The following is a 16416-nucleotide window of genomic DNA, read 5'->3' as shown; positions in this document are numbered from 1 at the left end:
ATCTTACAAAGACTGCTTAGCGACAAGATCAATAAAGCCGTGATAGGGTTGCCTATCACGGCTTTTTGTTCTTTGTAACCACTGAATCTCGGGAATGACTCAGTGGCTCTTCTTGCTACACAGGAATCGGCTCGATCGTTAACCTAACCAATTACCGGTTATAGTTTTACTTCTTGGTGCTTAGTTTTCGGTAGAGAAATACTTAGCAGGAAGTAACCTAAGATAGCTGCTGTCGTAGATCCCATCAGGATGCCTAATCGAGCTAGCGTATCAAAATCTGCATTCGTTGGACCAAATGCCAATGAAGAGATAAAGATAGACATCGTAAAGCCAATACCACACAACACAGATACCGCGAAGATGTTCATGAAGTTCACACCTTCAGGAAGCTTAGCTACGCCCGTTTTCACAGCACCCCAGCTGAATAGGAATATACCCAGTGGCTTACCAACCAATAGACCCATAGCAATACCAAGCGGTAGCATGCCTGTAAGATTTGAAATTGAGATGCCTTCTAGTGAGATGCCTGCGTTTGCAAATGCGAAGATTGGCAAAATTGCAAAAGCTACGTATGGGTGCAAAGCATGCTCTAGGTGTTTCAGCGGAGAATGCTCTCCCTTATTGCCTTTTAGTGGGATAGCAAAACCAATTACTACACCAGCTAATGTTGCGTGAACACCAGATTTCAATACAGCGAACCACAGGATCGCACCAACAATTAAGTACACACTCAGCTTAGTTACGTGCTTGTTATTTAGCATGAACAACACACCAGTCGCGATAAAGCCAACCGTCAGTGCAAGCGTTGATAGGTCACCTGAGTAGAACAGTGCAATGATAACAACAACACCTAGGTCATCGATAATTGCCAATGCTAGTAAGAATACCTTCAGGCTTACCGGTACACGGTTACCAAGAAGAGCCATGATACCCAGTGCGAATGCGATATCTGTTGCAGCCGGGATAGCCCAACCTTGAAGCGCTTCAGGGTTACTTGAGTTAAATAGCACGTAAATAAGTGCAGGAGCTAACATACCACCCACAGCTGCGATAGCTGGGAAGATTGCTGTCTCTTTAGACTTTAATGCGCCTTCCAAAAGTTCGCGCTTAACTTCTAAGCCGATTAGAAGGAAGAAGACAGCCATTAAGCCATCGTTAATCCAGTGAGACACAGACATACCAAGAACGTAACTGTGAAGTACACCTTGGTACATTTCGTTCAGTGGTGAGTTTGCTACAAACATTGCGATCGCCGCAGCGATTACTAGGATGATGCCGCCAGCAGATTCCATTTTAAAGAAGTCACGGATGACGTCGGTCATGATTTCGCCCTTATATTTATTATTTAAATAAACGAATAACAAAGAATAACCACGAGTTTATATCCAAGTCTAATTGATAGATAATCACTTCTTCGGATGTTTAACTTCGGTTTTTCCTACAAATACTAAACAATACGTCGTATATTCCATAATGTTGTTCTGCGCCATGAATTAAGTATAGATGAGATCATCGAACCTGTATGCACAATTCATTGGGGTTGGATAAAAGTCTCAGACATAAAAAAAGGCTATCAAATGATAGCCTTAGGTGTTTTTTAGTAGCCGGTTAATTGCATAAAGCCTGTCGCTTCATGACTCCCGCTCGCCTTAATCGGCCCTTCCCAATATGGTATGACAAAAGGAAGCCACATATCCCTGCGTATAATACGCGTCGTGAGGTTGATATCATGCTTAGGGACATTAATGATCCACTGCAGAGGCATCCGCCTTCCATTCATCAACGTTGTATTTTGCAATGGTTGAATTGAAATATCGGATTCCGTCAATTGGTAAACTTTGCCAGAGCGCGTTGCTAATGTACCAAATACGTAAGGCAACTGTTGGTTATGACGATAACGGTTAATACTTAACGCAGTGCCGTCATCGAGATTAAACACAAACCAATCCCAACCTTGTTGACCCACTCCAAGTAAGCCACTACCCCACTCTTTATGTACCCACGCAGTTCCTTCCACTTCCTTGGTAACGCCGTCTAAGTTCAACACACCACTCAAAGATAAAAATGGAGCGCTGAAGTTATAAGACGCGACAGGTAATAAGTCGTGTTTTTTCTGATAGCCATTATCGCCGTTGAGTACATATGGCCCTTTTGCAATAGTGTCGAGCTCAAGTCCAAAAGTGTCAGTTTGCACTTGAAGACGGCCTGGAAATGGTGTGTTGCCGAGTGCACGCCAGTTCCAGTTATCAATCCAAAGTCTGAATGGACGGTTAGTCATCCCCGCTTGGCCAATGCCGCCACGAGCCATGCGCTGTTCTTTCCATACTTTGGACTTAGAAGAGACCACTACATTTGAGATATAGACTTGAGGGCTTTGCCACCCAGGAGTTTCACGTTCGTCCGTTGCAATACGGAAAAAACTCCACTGAACCGAATAGTCTTTGCCATCATCGCCTTTCAAAGACGCAAAGTAATGCCACCACTCATGTTGAAACTCTGGGTGGAACTTAAAATCTTGTGGTAGCGAAACATTGCGGTCTGGTAACACTGGCTCAAACACATTGAAATGTTCACTAACCAATACCGAGTTAACTTCATTCTCGCCCTTTTCACCGGGATCGATGAAATAGGAGTAATAGCCCCAAACACTTAAAAAGATGCTGAAGAAACTGGTTAATAGAAGAGAAGACAGGATTCGATGTCTTAACTTAGTTGAGCTATTCCGTAAAAACATACTAAAGCGCATCCCTCAGTGACTTCATCGGAGTGTTCCGAATCATTCTCATCACTGGTAAAGCACCAGCGAGCATCAATGCTGCCATGGCCCACGCAAATGTCTGCAAATAATCCCAAGGAATCACTTGTAACTCGAGTGACCACCCAAAAGACTGCTTTATCACGATATCAACAATTAAGCTCGCTAGCGCCAAGCCAAGCGGAATCGCAATCAAGGAGGAAATAAGCCCAAATACAAACAGCTGCAAGCTACCTGTCAGAATCAGCTCTTTCGCCGAGACACCCAAACAGCGCTGCAAGGATATATGTCTTTGTCGAGACACTTCACCCGCTACAGTAGCAAAGAAGATACCGAAGACTGCAATAACCAAGGTGATGTTGCCTAATGTATCTGCAATCGCGAACGTTCTATCAAACACACGCATCGCTTGACTGTGAATATTGTTGTTATCGAATACACGCTCAGAGCCAAGCCTGAATACGCTTTCTAATCGGCTGCGAAGGCCTACCGAATTAACATCATCTTTGAGTATTACGCCAAGGCCTACATTACCCCGCCCTGCAAACCCATACAGCCAGTTTCGATGTGACATCATGACTTGATGGTAAGGGTTACCATAATCGTAATAAACTCCAACAACCTGCCAACCAGAGCCGAGGCTATCATAGAGGTCAATGTAGTCACCAGGGCGAATCCCCAACTTGAGAGACATCGATTCGCTGATCAACACACCTTTAGAGTGGTGTAAGTGGTACCAGTAATTCGGAATACCTAATTTGATTGTCAGCGCTTCTAGTTCGCCTTCAGAAGGACCCGTACTGACAACCTGAATACTGCCGACTGGAGAAGCAACATCTTTCTCCCAACGCCACCAAACCGAATCTACTTCAGGTTGTTCTGACAGCCAGTTACTCATACGAGCAGCGGCATTGTTGGTTGGGTAGATATAAAGATCGGCGGCCAGGCGCTGTGTTAACCATTTATCAGTAGTATCTCTAAAGCTACCCACCATGGTTTCTACCCCAATATTGGCTGTTAATGCCAACATAAAGGCCATCGTCGCCACGCCACGGTAGCTCATGCTTGAAGCGGCGTCCGCGAAGAACCAACGAGCACGAACCCAGCGCAATGAATAAGATAAGCTGTTAAATAACTTCCACATCAAGAACGGTGTAAACAAAGCCACACTAATTAGCATCAGTGCGATAATCGCAAAACCCGTTTCTTGAGTCTGAGGGGCTTGATACACAGCGACAGCTGCAACCAAGAAGCCACAGCCAATCAAAGCTTGCCAAGTAAACTCAGTACCCGCAAAACGCATCAAAGACAATCGAGAGGTCAAACGAATCGGTTGTGATCTAAGCAAACGTACCAATGGCCAAGCGCAGGCTAAGAACGCACCAAGTAACGCCATCAATAAGCTGTAGCCGCTCCAGCGCCAATTCCAGTCAATCGTTAAACCAACGTTGGCATCGTATAAATCACCTAAGCTTGAAGATACCGCAGGTAACAATTGATTGGCTAACATGACACCAAAAATATTACCGCAGATCCAGCTCAGTCCGACCAATAGCAGTAGCTCTAAGCAAAGTGCTTTAGCCAGTTGCCAGCCCGACACACCTGTTTGTCTTAAGATACCGACTAACGGTTGACGCTGAATAAACGACAGCGACATCGCTTGATAGAAAATGAATAAACCAACCACAAACGACAGCATACCCATCGCTTTAAGATTTAAGTGAAAAGCGCTAGTCAGTGACTCTAATTCCGCTTTAGAGCTGCGTGAGATTGTCAAACCATTGGGTAGCATGTTTTTAAGACGCTCAAACTTCTCAGGCGACATGTCTGAGCATGCAATCACCGAGAGGCCTGCGCTGCGTTTCAGCATTCTCAGTAGCGAGATATCAGCAATCAGCCTTGTACCATCAATGATGTTGTTTTGATCAACCATTAATGGACCAAGCTCAGAGCCATCCATAAGGTGGATATAGTCACCGTTTTTCCACTCCATGTGTTCGGCGAGATCGTCGCTCACAAGGATCGGATATGGCGGTTTCATTAGATTTAACGTATTGAGATCTTTTAACGCAACGCCCGGCTGCAGTTGAAGCATAGAGACTGGATCTATGCCAATCAGCATGAAATTTGAACCATTTTCATCAGTGATACGGTGGTGATCAAAAGGAGAACACTGCTGAAAGCCTTCACGTCGAAGATGGATATAAAAGCCTTGCGGAATTTTATTGGCGTTGTGTTTTGGTCGAATACGGTAAGGAAGAGGATTCGAAAAGAGTTTTTCGCCATGTGCATAGCTTTGCTTGGCGTGTTGGTTAATGGCAGTAACACCAACCAAAAGTGATACGCCTAGGGTTAAACCAAGCCATACCAAGATAATCTGAAGTGGGTAACGTCGATAATGACCGAGTAGTGCCTTAACTACGGGCCATAACATGCAGTTGCCCTCCTTGTAGGCGGATCCTGCCATCCATATGCAGCGCTACTTTCTCACTGTGTGTTACCAACAGTAATGTACATTCTAATTGGCGAGCCAAAGAGGTCAGCAAACGCATTACCGCTTCAGCGTTGCGCTCATCTAAGCTACCTGTCGGCTCATCGGCCAGTAAGATTTTTGGTTCCATATACAGCGCACGAGCAATTGCCGCACGTTGTTGCTGACCACCAGACGCCTCTTCAGGATAACGACCAAGCAAAGGCATCAGATCTAAAGCAGAAAGGATCTGTCGCCAGAGCCCCTTGTCTTCGGGTAAGCCTTTTAATTGGCGGCAAAAACGAATGTTATCGGCAATGTTCAATGTCGGCAGTAAGTTGAACTGCTGAAAGATATGGCCGATGTTGTTTCTGCGATAAGCGGTGCGGTCACGCTCGGTAGAGTCGTGCATATTGAAGTGAGGGAAAGCAATTTCACCTGAATCAGCTAGGTCTAACCCCGCAATAAGGTTCAGTAAAGTACTTTTACCTGAACCACTTTCTCCCATTAATGCTAGCTGGTCACCTTGGTTTAATGTTAATTCAGCACCTTGCAAAACAGGGTGAAACTCCCCCCCATCGACGTAGCCTTTACATAGGTCTGACAGCTTTAACATTAAACAGCTCACATTAGTTAGAATTTGGAAGGAGAATCTACACTAATTCCCTGTTAGGAGGAAGTATTTTGAAAGATAGATCACACACCAACGATAAAGTGATGTGATTGGTGCGTCCTACTTCAACTTCCTATCAAGTTTTTAATCCATTTTCTTGTTTTCATGCGATAGAGCGCCCCGCCCCACTTAATCACTTCTTCAGTAAGGAACAGTAGGTAAACCCACTCAGGTGGAAGCTTAAAGTAAATAGCGGCGATGGCTGCCAAAGGAATACCTATCACCCACTGAGCAATCAGATCTTGGTATAGACAAAACTTCACGTCACCACCCGCTCTGAGTACACCAACGATCACTGTCATTGGAATAGAGCGGATGACAATACCCACACTCAGAATCACAATAAACTTCTCTGAAAGCGCTCGGGTTTCTTCTGTCAAAGCACTAAAGGCATTCAATATTGGCGTTTGTATAAAGTAGAGGAAAATTGCCACCACAATACTGGTTAAGAAGCACAAAATCGTTAAGCCGAGAGCTTGGTAGTAAACCGCTTCATTGTTCTTCGCACCGAGTTGGTTACCCACTAAAACCGCGGCAGCATTCGACATGCCAATCAATAAACTCAACGAGATAGACTCAACGGGCGTCATCACCGAAAGCGCAGCTAAACCTTGCACGCCCGATTGCCCCATGATGGCGTGATAAGCGAATAAGCCACCAGCCCAAGCTAAAAAGTTGAAGGTTGTCGGCAGAGACAATTTCAAGAAGCGAACGACTTTCTCCACCGTTGCCGCAGCTTTGATATCACAAAGTTTGAAGGCTAATAAATGTTTAGAGAAATAGAGGTAACCAAACAAGGTCGCCACTTCAATTGCGCCACTCAGTACGGTCGCAATCGCCGCACCTTTGATGCCAAGAGCCGGAAATCCTAAGTTACCGAAAATCAGTACCCAGTTTAAGAACACGTTAGACAGGATACCAATACCACTGAAGAAGGTACTCAATCCAGGTTTGTGCATCGCTCTTAGGCCAACGGCCATACTGCTGACACACGATACGGCTAACATGCTAAATGAGGTGATAACGATGTATTCAACGCCCAAGCTGATGACTTCTTGAGAGTCAGTCGTCACGCCCATGATTTGTGCCGGGAAAGAGACAAAGGACACGATGGTCAACAGCGCAAACAACGTCGAAACCAGCCAGGTTAGTGCTGTGCTTTCTCTCACCCCTTGTCTATTGCCCGCTCCCCAATATTGAGCAGTAAGAAGAGCGCCGCCGGTGGTGACACCCACCAGCATAATGGTCGTCACGAACATCGCACGACTCGCCACACCCACAGCCGCAATGTCTGCTTCGCCAAGCTGACCTAGCATCAACACATCCACTAAGCCTCGACTCGAGAACATGATGCTCTGCAAGGTGATTGGCAAAGCTATGGCAATCAACCTGCGAACAAAATCACCGCGTGTGTGATGAATAATTGAAGAGAGCAACATAGAGAGACCTAAACGGAACGTATTGATGAATAAAGATAAATATCGCGCTATTATATCAATGTTCGGTTTTTAACCACAGATATAAATGGAGTAGTAATGAAGAAAGTACTGGTTTTAGGCGCTTCTGGATACGTAGGCTCACAACTCCTCCCTCTCCTGCTTGAGCAAGGCTATCAAGTCACGGCAGCAGCAAGGCATATCGACTATTTAAAGGCACGGACCGAGCCTCACGAAAACTTATCACTTGAGTATCTTGATTTGGCCGATCAAGCTGCGACACAAGCCTTAGTCCCCGATTTTGATCTTATCTTCTTCCTTGTCCATGGAATGGCAGAAGGCCACGACTTTATTGATTACGAGTTAAACCTAGCTCGCAACTTTGTCTCTGCACTTGGCCCTAAAAACCAGCACGTTATCTATCTAAGCTCGCTGCAGCCTCAAACTGGTGACTCAGAGCACCTTCAAGCGAGAAAGAAAACCGGTGAACTACTTCGTAAAGGGCCGGTACCGATAACCGAACTTCAAGCAGGCGTGATCATAGGCCCAGGCTCTGCGGCATTCGAGATCATGCGAGACTTTGTGTACAACTTGCCGATTATGATTGCGCCAAAGTGGGTCGATTCTAAAGCAAACCCTATCGCATTGCAGAACCTGAACCACTATCTGCTGAAGCTAGCACAAGACACGCCTATAGAAAGCCAAATATTCGAAGTTGGGGGGCCGGATATTGTCTCTTATCGAAACCAATTTGCTCATATTGCCAAAACGGCCGATCGTCCACTCCGGCTGTGGGCTACATCACTGCTCACACCCAAGATTGCTTCATATTGGCTAGGCGTAGTGACATCTGTACCGTCCAACATAGGCAGAGCACTGCTTGCTGGCTTAAAGCATGACTTTATTGCCAGTTCGACCACTATCAGAGAAAAGTACCCTCAGAGGCTTATCTCGTTCGAGAATATGGTTGAGCAAGCTATTCATTCTGAAGGAAACTTCGTAAAGAGTAATGTGTGGGGCTTCGATAAAACTGCCTTCAAACGCTGGCAAGCGGGATACGGTTATTACCCGAAGAAAACAGGCGCAAGCATCATGTCTACTGCCTCACTAGAGTCTCTTTGGCAAGTCGCTCAACAGATAGGAAGCCCGAAGCAAGGTTACTTCTTCGCTAACGCTTTATGGCGCACACGCGAATGGTTGGACCTTCTTTTCGGCGGCGGCGTACCTGTGCGACAAATGCCTGAAGGCCCAAAGCTAAAAGTGGGTGACAAAATCGATTCATGGAAAGTGATTCGCTGTGAGGAAAATCAGTTTCTCTCCCTGCTTTTCGGAATGAAAGGCCCCGGGTTAGGACGATTGGAGATTACTGTGTCTGACCATGGAGAGTCTCGCGAATTGAACATATCAGCTTGGTGGCACCCAAAAGGCTTTCTAGGTCTACTCTATTGGTTCGCAATGATGCCTGCTCACCTGTTTATCTTTAAAGGCATGGTGAAGGCAATTGAGAAGCAGGCTAAAGAGCAGATACGAGATTCGAGTGGCGGGATGCGAAAAGACTAAAAGCAGATGCGAGATTCGGGTAACGGGATGCGAAAAGACCTTAACAGCAAATTAGCGACATGCGCTGTGAGAGGCGATAAAGAGCGGATAATTCCGCTCTTCGTATCTCTCATCTCGTATCCCGAATCCGCTACTAGCCGATAACGCTAATTGGGATCTCAGCCAGTTGGTTGCCTTGGTTAGCAGGGTATACGATGTATTCACCGTGGTACTTCACAGCAGACTTGTAGTCCGTCACTTTGTGAAGCATAAAGCCCGCTTCCATCGCCGCTTGAATAAACTCAGCGTGGTTACCACGTACAAACCAGTTCATTGGCTTAACCATCAACTCACCGTCGAAAGAGTCGTCACACTGTTTACCACACAAGGCAAATGAGTGCTCACCATCGGTAAAGAATTGAATTTTGCCACCAGTGGTTAGCTCGTCTTCGCTTGATACGCTCCAACCCATCTCGTACATCTTGTCCATAAACGCTTCAACATCGCTGTCTTTTAGCGCTTTAGGCTCTTCTCCTTCTGGGAAGAACTGACCGTAAAACGCAGAGATACGTTTGAAGGTAAAGGTTAAATCAGAGTTGTTACCCTTTGAGCGGCCCTGCTTCTGCCAACGAACTAAGTCAGGCACAATCACGCGATCATACGCTTGAGATTTAATCGCTTTTGTTACCCAACGAACAAGATAAAGGTTGTTCGCGATAGGCGCGTCGATCGCTTTGCCAGATTTATGCAGAGCATATAGCTCGCCTAACGCATCGTTCACTAACTTCTGAATTTCAATATAGTATTTTGACATTATGCCTTCTTTCCTAATGTCCAATATAGTAATGCTGACAGTACTGCACACGCAGCCATTACCATAGCCATAGACCCTGCACTGTCACTTGGTAGCATCGCAACGATCGCACCAACGACAGAACCAGTACCAAATCTTAATGTTCCTGCAAGCGATGAAGCCGTTCCTGCCATGTTCGGATAACCACTCAACAGCAGCCCCATAGAATTACTGCCAATAGTAGAAATGGTCCCAATAAATAGCATCACAAACGGCACAATTCCCCAAAGCCCGAGATCCAATGCCCAACCGACAAGTAAACCTACGCCAGCCAGTAATTGGATGACCAGCGCTGCCCTCAACATTGTATGAGAACCGACCTTCTTAACGATTCGACCATTGATTGTCGTCATCAGAATCATCGCAACAATGTTCAGACCAAATAGGTAACCAAACAGGTCAGGACGTACGCCATAGACATCAATGTAGACAAAAGAGCCTGCTGTTAAGAATGCGAACATCCCAGAGAACGAGAACGCACCAGAGAAAATCAGCCCCATAGCGGTCGGGTTTCTACATAAACGAGCGTAATTACGAATCGTGGTTTTAAAGCGCAATGGTTGACGATTGTCGACAGGCAGTGTCTCAGGAATTTTGACTATCACCGCGAGAATCACAATCACTGCAAAAATCGCCAATACCCAAAAAATTGAACGCCAACCGAACCACAACGCTAAATAACCACCAATCATAGGCGCGATAAGCGGTGCAACCGTCATTACTAAGGTAACGAACGACATGGTTCTTGCGAAATCTTCACGGTCAAACATGTCACGTACAACGGCTTGAATTATTACCGCTGCCGCTGCACCTGCGAAGCCTTGAGCGGTACGAACTAGTGTTAGTGCTTCAATACCATGAGTAGTGGCACTCACAACAGACGCGATCGCAAAGAAGAATACACCAATCAATAGAACAGGCTTGCGACCATAACTGTCGGCTAACGGACCATGTAACAACTGACCGAGTGCAAAACCTGCGGTATACGCTGTAAGTGTGATCTGCACTTCACCCGCTGTCACGCCAAGATCTTTGGCGATCGTTGGCATAGCGGGCAGGTACATATCAATGGCGAGTGGTGTCAGTGCACCAATCGCACCCAGAACCAAAAATAGCATCCAACCTAACTGAGGAGTTTGTGGTTGTGAGCTTGGTGTCTGTTGGGTAGATGTTTGCATAACTCTCCGACTAAGTACTAGGTTCTATGTGAGCACGAGCATCCACACAGTGATACACGAATACGCACAGTGATACACAAACATGCGTACAGCAATAATGGCTGAAACTGTCCTAGTACCAGTCAAAATAATCAGCCGACGCTATCCTTGGTCGGCTACATCTTCGATAGAAAGGGTTACTTCCAGATCGAGTCGACTTCTTCTTGTGTTAGGTAACGGTATTCACCTAACTCTAAAGATTCGTCCATCTCAATTTCGCCAATACGTTCACGGTGCAGTGCTTCTACTTTGTTACCAAGTGCTGCAAACATACGTTTAACTTGGTGGTATTTGCCTTCGTGAATCGTTAGCAGCACTTCACGCTCTGCACGAACTTCTAGGTGTGCAGGAAGTGTTAGGCCATCTTCGCTCTTAAGCTGGATGCCCTCTTTGAATTTGTCAACGTAATCGTCTTCAACAGGTTCAACCAACCACACACGGTACGTCTTCTCGCACTTGTGCTTTGGTGAAGTGATACGGTGAGACCACTTACCATCGTCGGTAATCAACACAAGACCTGTTGTATCGATATCTAAACGGCCAGCAAAGTGCAGCTTGTCCATTTTGATTTCATCGAGTAGTTCAAACGCGATACGATTTGCGCCATCTTCATGCGAGCAAACAAAGCCTTCTGGCTTATAAAGCATGATGTAACGTGGGCCATGAACATTCAATTCATTGCCTTGCCATTCCACGACACACTCTTCAGTTACTTTGAGTGAACCGCTTTTTTGAATGACATCATTAACTGTCACTGCCTTGGATTTTAATAAGTGTGTTGCTTCTCTTCGAGTGACGCCTAATGCATCGCACAGAAATTTATCTAAACGCATGAATACCTCAACTAATCTAAGTCGGGTATTATAGTCACCTTTGCTCAATTAGTTGAGCTATTTCACACTATTTGTTTTCCTTCTTACAAGACACGATATGTATACACTCCGCCCGTACCAAGCTGATTCTGTAAAATCAGTGATTCATTACTTCAGAAAACACCAAACTCCGGCTGTGCTCGTGCTTCCGACTGGTGCAGGAAAAAGCCTTGTGATTGCAGAGTTGGCAAGGCTTGCGAAAGGTCGAGTGTTGGTACTTGCTCACGTAAAAGAGTTGGTAGAACAGAACCATGAAAAGTATGAAGGCTATGGGTTAAAAGGCTCCATTTTCTCTGCAGGATTAGGCCGTAAAGAGACAGACCAACAAGTGGTCTTCGCATCCGTTCAATCTGTGGTTCGAAATCTCGATTCATTCTCTAACCAATTTTCACTGTTGGTGATCGATGAATGTCACCGTGTTCCCGATGAAAAGACCAGTAGCTATCAAAAAGTCATCACTCACTTGCGCGAGAATAATTCGGGTATCAAGGTGCTTGGCCTAACCGCGACCCCTTATCGTCTTGGTATGGGTTGGCTTTACCAGTATCACACCCGCGGCCAAGTACGATCTGAAGAACCCAGGTTTTTCAGAGATTGTATTTTCGAACTGCCGATTCGTTACCTACTCGACGAAGGTTTCTTAACTCCAGCGCGCATGATAGATGCGCCCGTATTGAGCTACGACTTTTCACAGTTAAAGCCAGCGAGCACTGGTCGCTACAAAGAAGCAGAGCTTGATATGGTGATCGAGCAGTCGAAACGCGCGACCCCGCAGATTGTCGACCAGATAATTGAACTGGCCCAAGACAAGCTAGGCATCATGGTATTTGCCGCCACAGTTCGACACGCGCAAGAGATTCTCGGCTTATTACCAGAAGGTGAAGCATCGATTGTGATTGGCGATACGCCAACACTCGAACGTGACCAAATCATCAATGATTTCAAAGAGCGTAAAATCAAATTCTTGGTCAACGTATCGGTATTAACCACAGGCTTTGATGCGCCACATGTAGATTTAATCGCAATTTTACGCCCTACCGAATCCATCAGTTTGTATCAACAAATCGTCGGCCGTGGCTTACGCCTATCCCCAGGTAAGAAAGAGTGTCTGGTGCTCGACTATGCGGGTAATAGTTACGACCTTTACCAACCTGAGGTCGGCGATCCAAAACCCGATTCAGACAGTGAAATCATCACCATCCCTTGCCCGGCGTGCGGCTTCAATAATAACTTTTGGGGCAAACTAGACAGCAATGGCTTCTTGCTTGAGCACTTTGGTCGTAAATGCCAAGGCTACTTTACCGATGAAGACACGGGCGAACGCGAACACTGTAACTATCGTTTCCGAGCGAAATACTGCGGTGAATGCGGCGCTGACAACGACATTGCCGCACGCATTTGTCATGAGTGTGATGCAACTTTAGTCGACCCAGACAAAAAGCTTAAGGAAGCGTTAAACCTAAAAGATGCGTTGGTGTTTGAGTGTTTAGAAATGGACTTGAACGTACTTAAGGACGACAAAGGTAAATCACAACTTAAAGTCACCTATCGCGGTGAAAACCAAGCGCAAGTGCATGAGTTTTGGTCATTAACCACCAAGAAACAGAAACAGAACTTCAAAGACCAGTTTGTTCGCCCTCACCTAGCAGACAGACATCGCCCTTTTGAAGAAGCATCACCATCGAAAGTGGTTGCTCACCAACATAGGTTCCGCCCACCTCAGTTCGTGATTGCACGTAAAGTCGGACGCTTTTGGAAAATGAGAGACAAGATATTCGAAGACGAATTACAGCAGCGTTAAGGTTAAGAATAAAGGTAAGTATTACGTTCTTAACACTCGGCGGTTAGTGTTATGTATTAAAGCCTTCGCCATTTAATCGCTAAGTTTTTCGGTATCAAATTCTCATTATTAATCAGGTTCACTTTCTGTTCAGAATTACTTTTTTATACTGAACGCTATCAACCTTCTCTAGGATTCGCTATGTTTAGTAAAGCTATGATTTCTTTGTTTTCTATAAGCTTAGGCTTATTTGTTTCTGCTGGCGCATGGGCTGACTCACATCATAATGGTCACGACCTAGTACAAGACGTTCACAAAGCAGGAACCCGAATCGAATTCGAAGAAGATCAAGACGAAGTCTATGAAGCGGTTCGAGAAGGCTATATTCGCCCTTTCTCTGAAATGTATGCCGCGGTAGAAAACGATCTTCATGGCCGAATCATAAAAGTCGAGCTAGAAGAAGATGATGATATTTGGGTGTATGAGCTAAAGATTAACTTCCAAAACAACATCATCAAAGTTGAATACAACGCCGAAACGTTGGACATGCTAAAAATTGAAGGCCGCAACTTTAAAGACGCAATTAAACACGGCGACTAATTAAGTACGACGAATAGTTAAGCACGACGAACAGTCATTACAAGAATTAAGAAGAACAATTATGAAAATTTTAGTCGTTGAAGACGAACCTCGTTTGGGCCAACAAATTATTGAAACACTTGAGGGAGCCGACTGGGTTCCGGAGCTTTCTCAAGATGGTATTGACGCTCTGTACCGTGCTACCTCCGAAGAGTGGGACGCGATTGTTCTCGATTTAGGACTGCCTAAGCTTGATGGCCTGACCGTTTTAAAAGGCATTCGAGACGAAAACATTAACACGCCCGTGATTATCTTGAGTGCTCGTGACACCCTAACCCAGCGTGTTGAAGGCTTGAATGCAGGTGCAGATGATTACCTGACTAAACCATTCGAAATGGTCGAGTTGATTGCTCGTATTCGTGCTCAACTGCGCAGAGCTTCAGGCAGCGCAGCACCAGTACTTCAGATTGGCGATTTAAGCCTAGACACTCGCAGCTCTAAAGTTTTATGGCAAGGCCAAGCCGTAAGCCTAACGGCATTGGAATATAAGGTTGTCGCGTACTTCATGCATAACCAAAACAAGGTTATCTCGCGCACCGAGCTGGTTGAGCACATCTACAAACAAGATTTCGACCGCGACTCAAACACGGTTGAGGTGTTTATTGGTCGAATCCGTAAGAAAATTGCACCAAAGATCATCAAAACGGTGCGTGGCCTTGGCTACCAATTGAATGCTGAATAGCACCCTATCTAATTACACGGTAAGCAATCGTCAACGAAACTCAGTGTAATAGCCAATTAAATGGACAGCCTGTACTGATCATCGAAATACAATTCAGTAACGATGAGCAAAGGCAGACTGGAAATGCATGAATCTAAAGAAACGAACTCTTAAAAACATCAGTTTAAAAAGCCGCTTGCTCCTCGCTGCGGCTTTTTGGCTTGGTGCGATGATATTAGCGGCAGGTGTCGGAATACCGAAACTGGTAAACGACTATTTAGTCGATGATATGAAGCAGCAGCTTTCCCTAACCATGGACGAGCTCACTGCCAATATCGAAACCAACGACAATGGCAACCTTATCATGGCGGAACGCCTGTCTGACCCAAGGTTCAACCAACCTTATAGTGGTATCTATTGGCGCGCCTCAACCCAAGATCAAATCATTCGTTCTCGCTCTCTTTGGGACAAGGACCTCACCATCAAGCGTTCTCCTATTCACACCTCCATCAAAGGACCTGAAAAAGAGAAGCTGATTTACATCGAACAAGACATCTACCTACCGTCACTCAGCGATCCTATTACCATCACCATTGGTATTGATGAAGATCCATTAGAGTCGACGCTTGCAGAACTAACAGGTCAGGTATGGTTGATTCTGATGTTGTTGTTTGTCGGCGTACTGATGTTGATTGGTATTCAAGTTAGCTGGTCTCTATTACCTCTTAGTAAGATGCAGCGCGAGTTGGTGATGCTCAGAAAGGGTGAACAGCAAGGGCTAAGCGATAACTACCCGAAAGAGGTCTCTCCGTTAGTTTCGGATCTCAATGCCCTACTCTTTCATTACCAAGAATTACTAGAACGTGCACGTAACCACGCAGGAAACCTCTCTCATGCATTGAAAACGCCGCTATCGGTGATGAAAAATGAAATAGAGCTGCTGCCTGACAACGAGAAGAAACTATTACAGCAACCCATTCAGCAGATCCAAAGCCAGATAGATTATCACCTTGGTCGTGCTCGTATGGCGGGGGCAATGAACATCCTTTCGGTGAAGTCGTCGCCTTGTGAACGTGTTGAAGCAATCTCAATGGCATTTGATAAAGTTTATGCAGCCAGTGAAGTCACCATGATCAATGAACTGGACTCTGAACTTGAAGTCGCTGTAGAAAAAACCGACCTCGATGAGATGGTCGGCAACCTACTCGAAAACAGTTACAAGTGGGCGGGCAGTATTATTCGAGTTCACGCTAATGAACTGGCCGACGGCAATGTCGAATTGATCATTGAGGATGACGGACAAGGCATCCCCGAAGAGAAACTCGAACAAGTGACCAAGCGAGGCGTAAGGCTCGATGAAACCACACCTGGAACAGGCTTGGGGCTTAACATCGTGAATGAAATGGCACACAGCTACCGAGGCAGCCTAACGCTCAGCAAAAGCTCAATGGGCGGCTTAAAAGCTTCTCTGGTGTTTAAACTAAGCAAAGGCTAACCACGTTCAGTAAAAGTTAAACGCAA

General features: G+C 45.6%; 13 protein-coding genes. 5 read left to right on the top strand and 8 right to left on the bottom strand.

What is annotated here, in order from left to right; genetic code table 11:
* Positions 1–158: 158 nt before the first annotated feature.
* The 5 genes from nhaA to OC193_RS06205 form a co-directional block, all read right to left on the bottom strand.
* Complete coding sequence (gene nhaA, locus OC193_RS06225; RefSeq protein WP_048664785.1) at positions 159–1322, bottom strand: Na+/H+ antiporter NhaA; 1164 nt, start codon at positions 1320–1322, stop codon at positions 159–161.
* Between the two features lie 275 nt (positions 1323–1597).
* A complete protein-coding gene (locus OC193_RS06220; RefSeq protein ID WP_048664784.1) occupies positions 1598–2746 on the bottom strand; it encodes a lipocalin-like domain-containing protein in 1149 nt (382 codons plus the stop codon).
* Positions 2736–5189, bottom strand: coding sequence for an ABC transporter permease (locus tag OC193_RS06215; protein WP_048664783.1), 2454 nt, complete (start codon positions 5187–5189; stop codon positions 2736–2738). The genes OC193_RS06220 and OC193_RS06215 overlap by 11 nt, the downstream gene beginning before the upstream one ends.
* Entirely contained in the window at positions 5170–5841 is a 672-nt protein-coding gene (locus tag OC193_RS06210; protein ID WP_017060385.1) for an ABC transporter ATP-binding protein, read from the bottom strand. The genes OC193_RS06215 and OC193_RS06210 overlap by 20 nt, the downstream gene beginning before the upstream one ends.
* A 122-nt stretch (positions 5842–5963) precedes the next feature.
* Positions 5964–7337: an MATE family efflux transporter gene (locus tag OC193_RS06205; protein WP_048664782.1), complete on the bottom strand. Its 1374-nt coding sequence runs from the start codon at positions 7335–7337 to the stop codon at positions 5964–5966.
* A 96-nt stretch (positions 7338–7433) separates the two neighbouring features.
* Between OC193_RS06205 and OC193_RS06200 the strand changes: the two genes are divergently transcribed.
* Positions 7434–8894, top strand: a complete 1461-nt coding sequence (locus OC193_RS06200) for a DUF2867 domain-containing protein (RefSeq protein ID WP_048664781.1) — start codon at positions 7434–7436, stop codon at positions 8892–8894.
* 133 nt (positions 8895–9027) lie between these two features.
* Here the strand turns inward: OC193_RS06200 and OC193_RS06195 are convergent, their stop codons facing one another.
* The 3 genes from OC193_RS06195 to rsuA form a co-directional block, all read right to left on the bottom strand.
* Positions 9028–9687 carry a DUF2913 family protein gene (locus OC193_RS06195; protein ID WP_048664780.1) on the bottom strand — a complete coding sequence of 220 codons (660 nt, stop codon included), beginning with the start codon at positions 9685–9687 and terminating at the stop codon, positions 9028–9030.
* Positions 9687–10904 (bottom strand): Bcr/CflA family multidrug efflux MFS transporter, encoded by a 1218-nt coding sequence (locus tag OC193_RS06190; protein WP_048664779.1) that lies wholly within the window; start codon positions 10902–10904, stop codon positions 9687–9689. Before OC193_RS06190 ends, OC193_RS06195 begins: the two co-directional genes overlap by 1 nt.
* A gap of 176 nt (positions 10905–11080) precedes the next feature.
* Positions 11081–11776: a 16S rRNA pseudouridine(516) synthase RsuA gene (rsuA, locus tag OC193_RS06185; protein WP_048664778.1), complete on the bottom strand. Its 696-nt coding sequence runs from the start codon at positions 11774–11776 to the stop codon at positions 11081–11083.
* A 97-nt stretch (positions 11777–11873) separates the two neighbouring features.
* Here rsuA and OC193_RS06180 point away from each other — a divergent pair, with 97 nt between their 5' ends.
* The 4 genes from OC193_RS06180 (at position 11874) to OC193_RS06165 (ending at position 16390) form a co-directional block, all read left to right on the top strand.
* Positions 11874–13616: a DEAD/DEAH box helicase gene (locus tag OC193_RS06180; protein WP_048658388.1), complete on the top strand. Its 1743-nt coding sequence runs from the start codon at positions 11874–11876 to the stop codon at positions 13614–13616.
* Between the two features lie 180 nt (positions 13617–13796).
* Positions 13797–14195: a PepSY domain-containing protein gene (locus tag OC193_RS06175; RefSeq protein WP_017633291.1), complete on the top strand. Its 399-nt coding sequence runs from the start codon at positions 13797–13799 to the stop codon at positions 14193–14195.
* 61 nt (positions 14196–14256) lie between these two features.
* Positions 14257–14916: a response regulator transcription factor gene (locus OC193_RS06170; protein ID WP_004741316.1), complete on the top strand. Its 660-nt coding sequence runs from the start codon at positions 14257–14259 to the stop codon at positions 14914–14916.
* A gap of 127 nt (positions 14917–15043) precedes the next feature.
* On the top strand, positions 15044–16390 hold the full coding sequence (locus OC193_RS06165) for an ATP-binding protein (RefSeq protein WP_048664777.1): 1347 nt from the start codon (positions 15044–15046) through the stop codon (positions 16388–16390).
* The last annotated feature ends 26 nt before the right edge of the window (positions 16391–16416 follow it).

It is taken from the genome of Vibrio crassostreae (assembly GCF_024347415.1).
Taxonomy (GTDB): domain Bacteria; phylum Pseudomonadota; class Gammaproteobacteria; order Enterobacterales; family Vibrionaceae; genus Vibrio; species Vibrio crassostreae.
This window is presented reverse-complemented; position numbering and strand designations above follow the sequence as displayed.

Bases quoted from the DNA above. Each gene is read 5' to 3' on its own strand.
- OC193_RS06165 (WP_048664777.1), top strand. From the start codon at position 15,044: ATGAATCTAAAGAAACGAACTCTTAAAAACATCAGTTTAAAAAGCCGC.
- OC193_RS06200 (WP_048664781.1), top strand. From the start codon at position 7,434: ATGAAGAAAGTACTGGTTTTAGGCGCTTCTGGATACGTAGGCTCACAA.
- OC193_RS06170 (WP_004741316.1), top strand. From the start codon at position 14,257: ATGAAAATTTTAGTCGTTGAAGACGAACCTCGTTTGGGCCAACAAATT.
- OC193_RS06180 (WP_048658388.1), top strand. From the start codon at position 11,874: ATGTATACACTCCGCCCGTACCAAGCTGATTCTGTAAAATCAGTGATT.
- OC193_RS06175 (WP_017633291.1), top strand. From the start codon at position 13,797: ATGTTTAGTAAAGCTATGATTTCTTTGTTTTCTATAAGCTTAGGCTTA.
- OC193_RS06210 (WP_017060385.1), bottom strand. From the start codon at position 5,841: ATGTTAAAGCTGTCAGACCTATGTAAAGGCTACGTCGATGGGGGGGAG.
- OC193_RS06215 (WP_048664783.1), bottom strand. From the start codon at position 5,189: ATGTTATGGCCCGTAGTTAAGGCACTACTCGGTCATTATCGACGTTAC.
- OC193_RS06195 (WP_048664780.1), bottom strand. From the start codon at position 9,687: ATGTCAAAATACTATATTGAAATTCAGAAGTTAGTGAACGATGCGTTA.
- OC193_RS06190 (WP_048664779.1), bottom strand. From the start codon at position 10,904: ATGCAAACATCTACCCAACAGACACCAAGCTCACAACCACAAACTCCT.
- rsuA (WP_048664778.1), bottom strand. From the start codon at position 11,776: ATGCGTTTAGATAAATTTCTGTGCGATGCATTAGGCGTCACTCGAAGA.
- nhaA (WP_048664785.1), bottom strand. From the start codon at position 1,322: ATGACCGACGTCATCCGTGACTTCTTTAAAATGGAATCTGCTGGCGGC.
- OC193_RS06220 (WP_048664784.1), bottom strand. From the start codon at position 2,746: ATGCGCTTTAGTATGTTTTTACGGAATAGCTCAACTAAGTTAAGACAT.
- OC193_RS06205 (WP_048664782.1), bottom strand. From the start codon at position 7,337: ATGTTGCTCTCTTCAATTATTCATCACACACGCGGTGATTTTGTTCGC.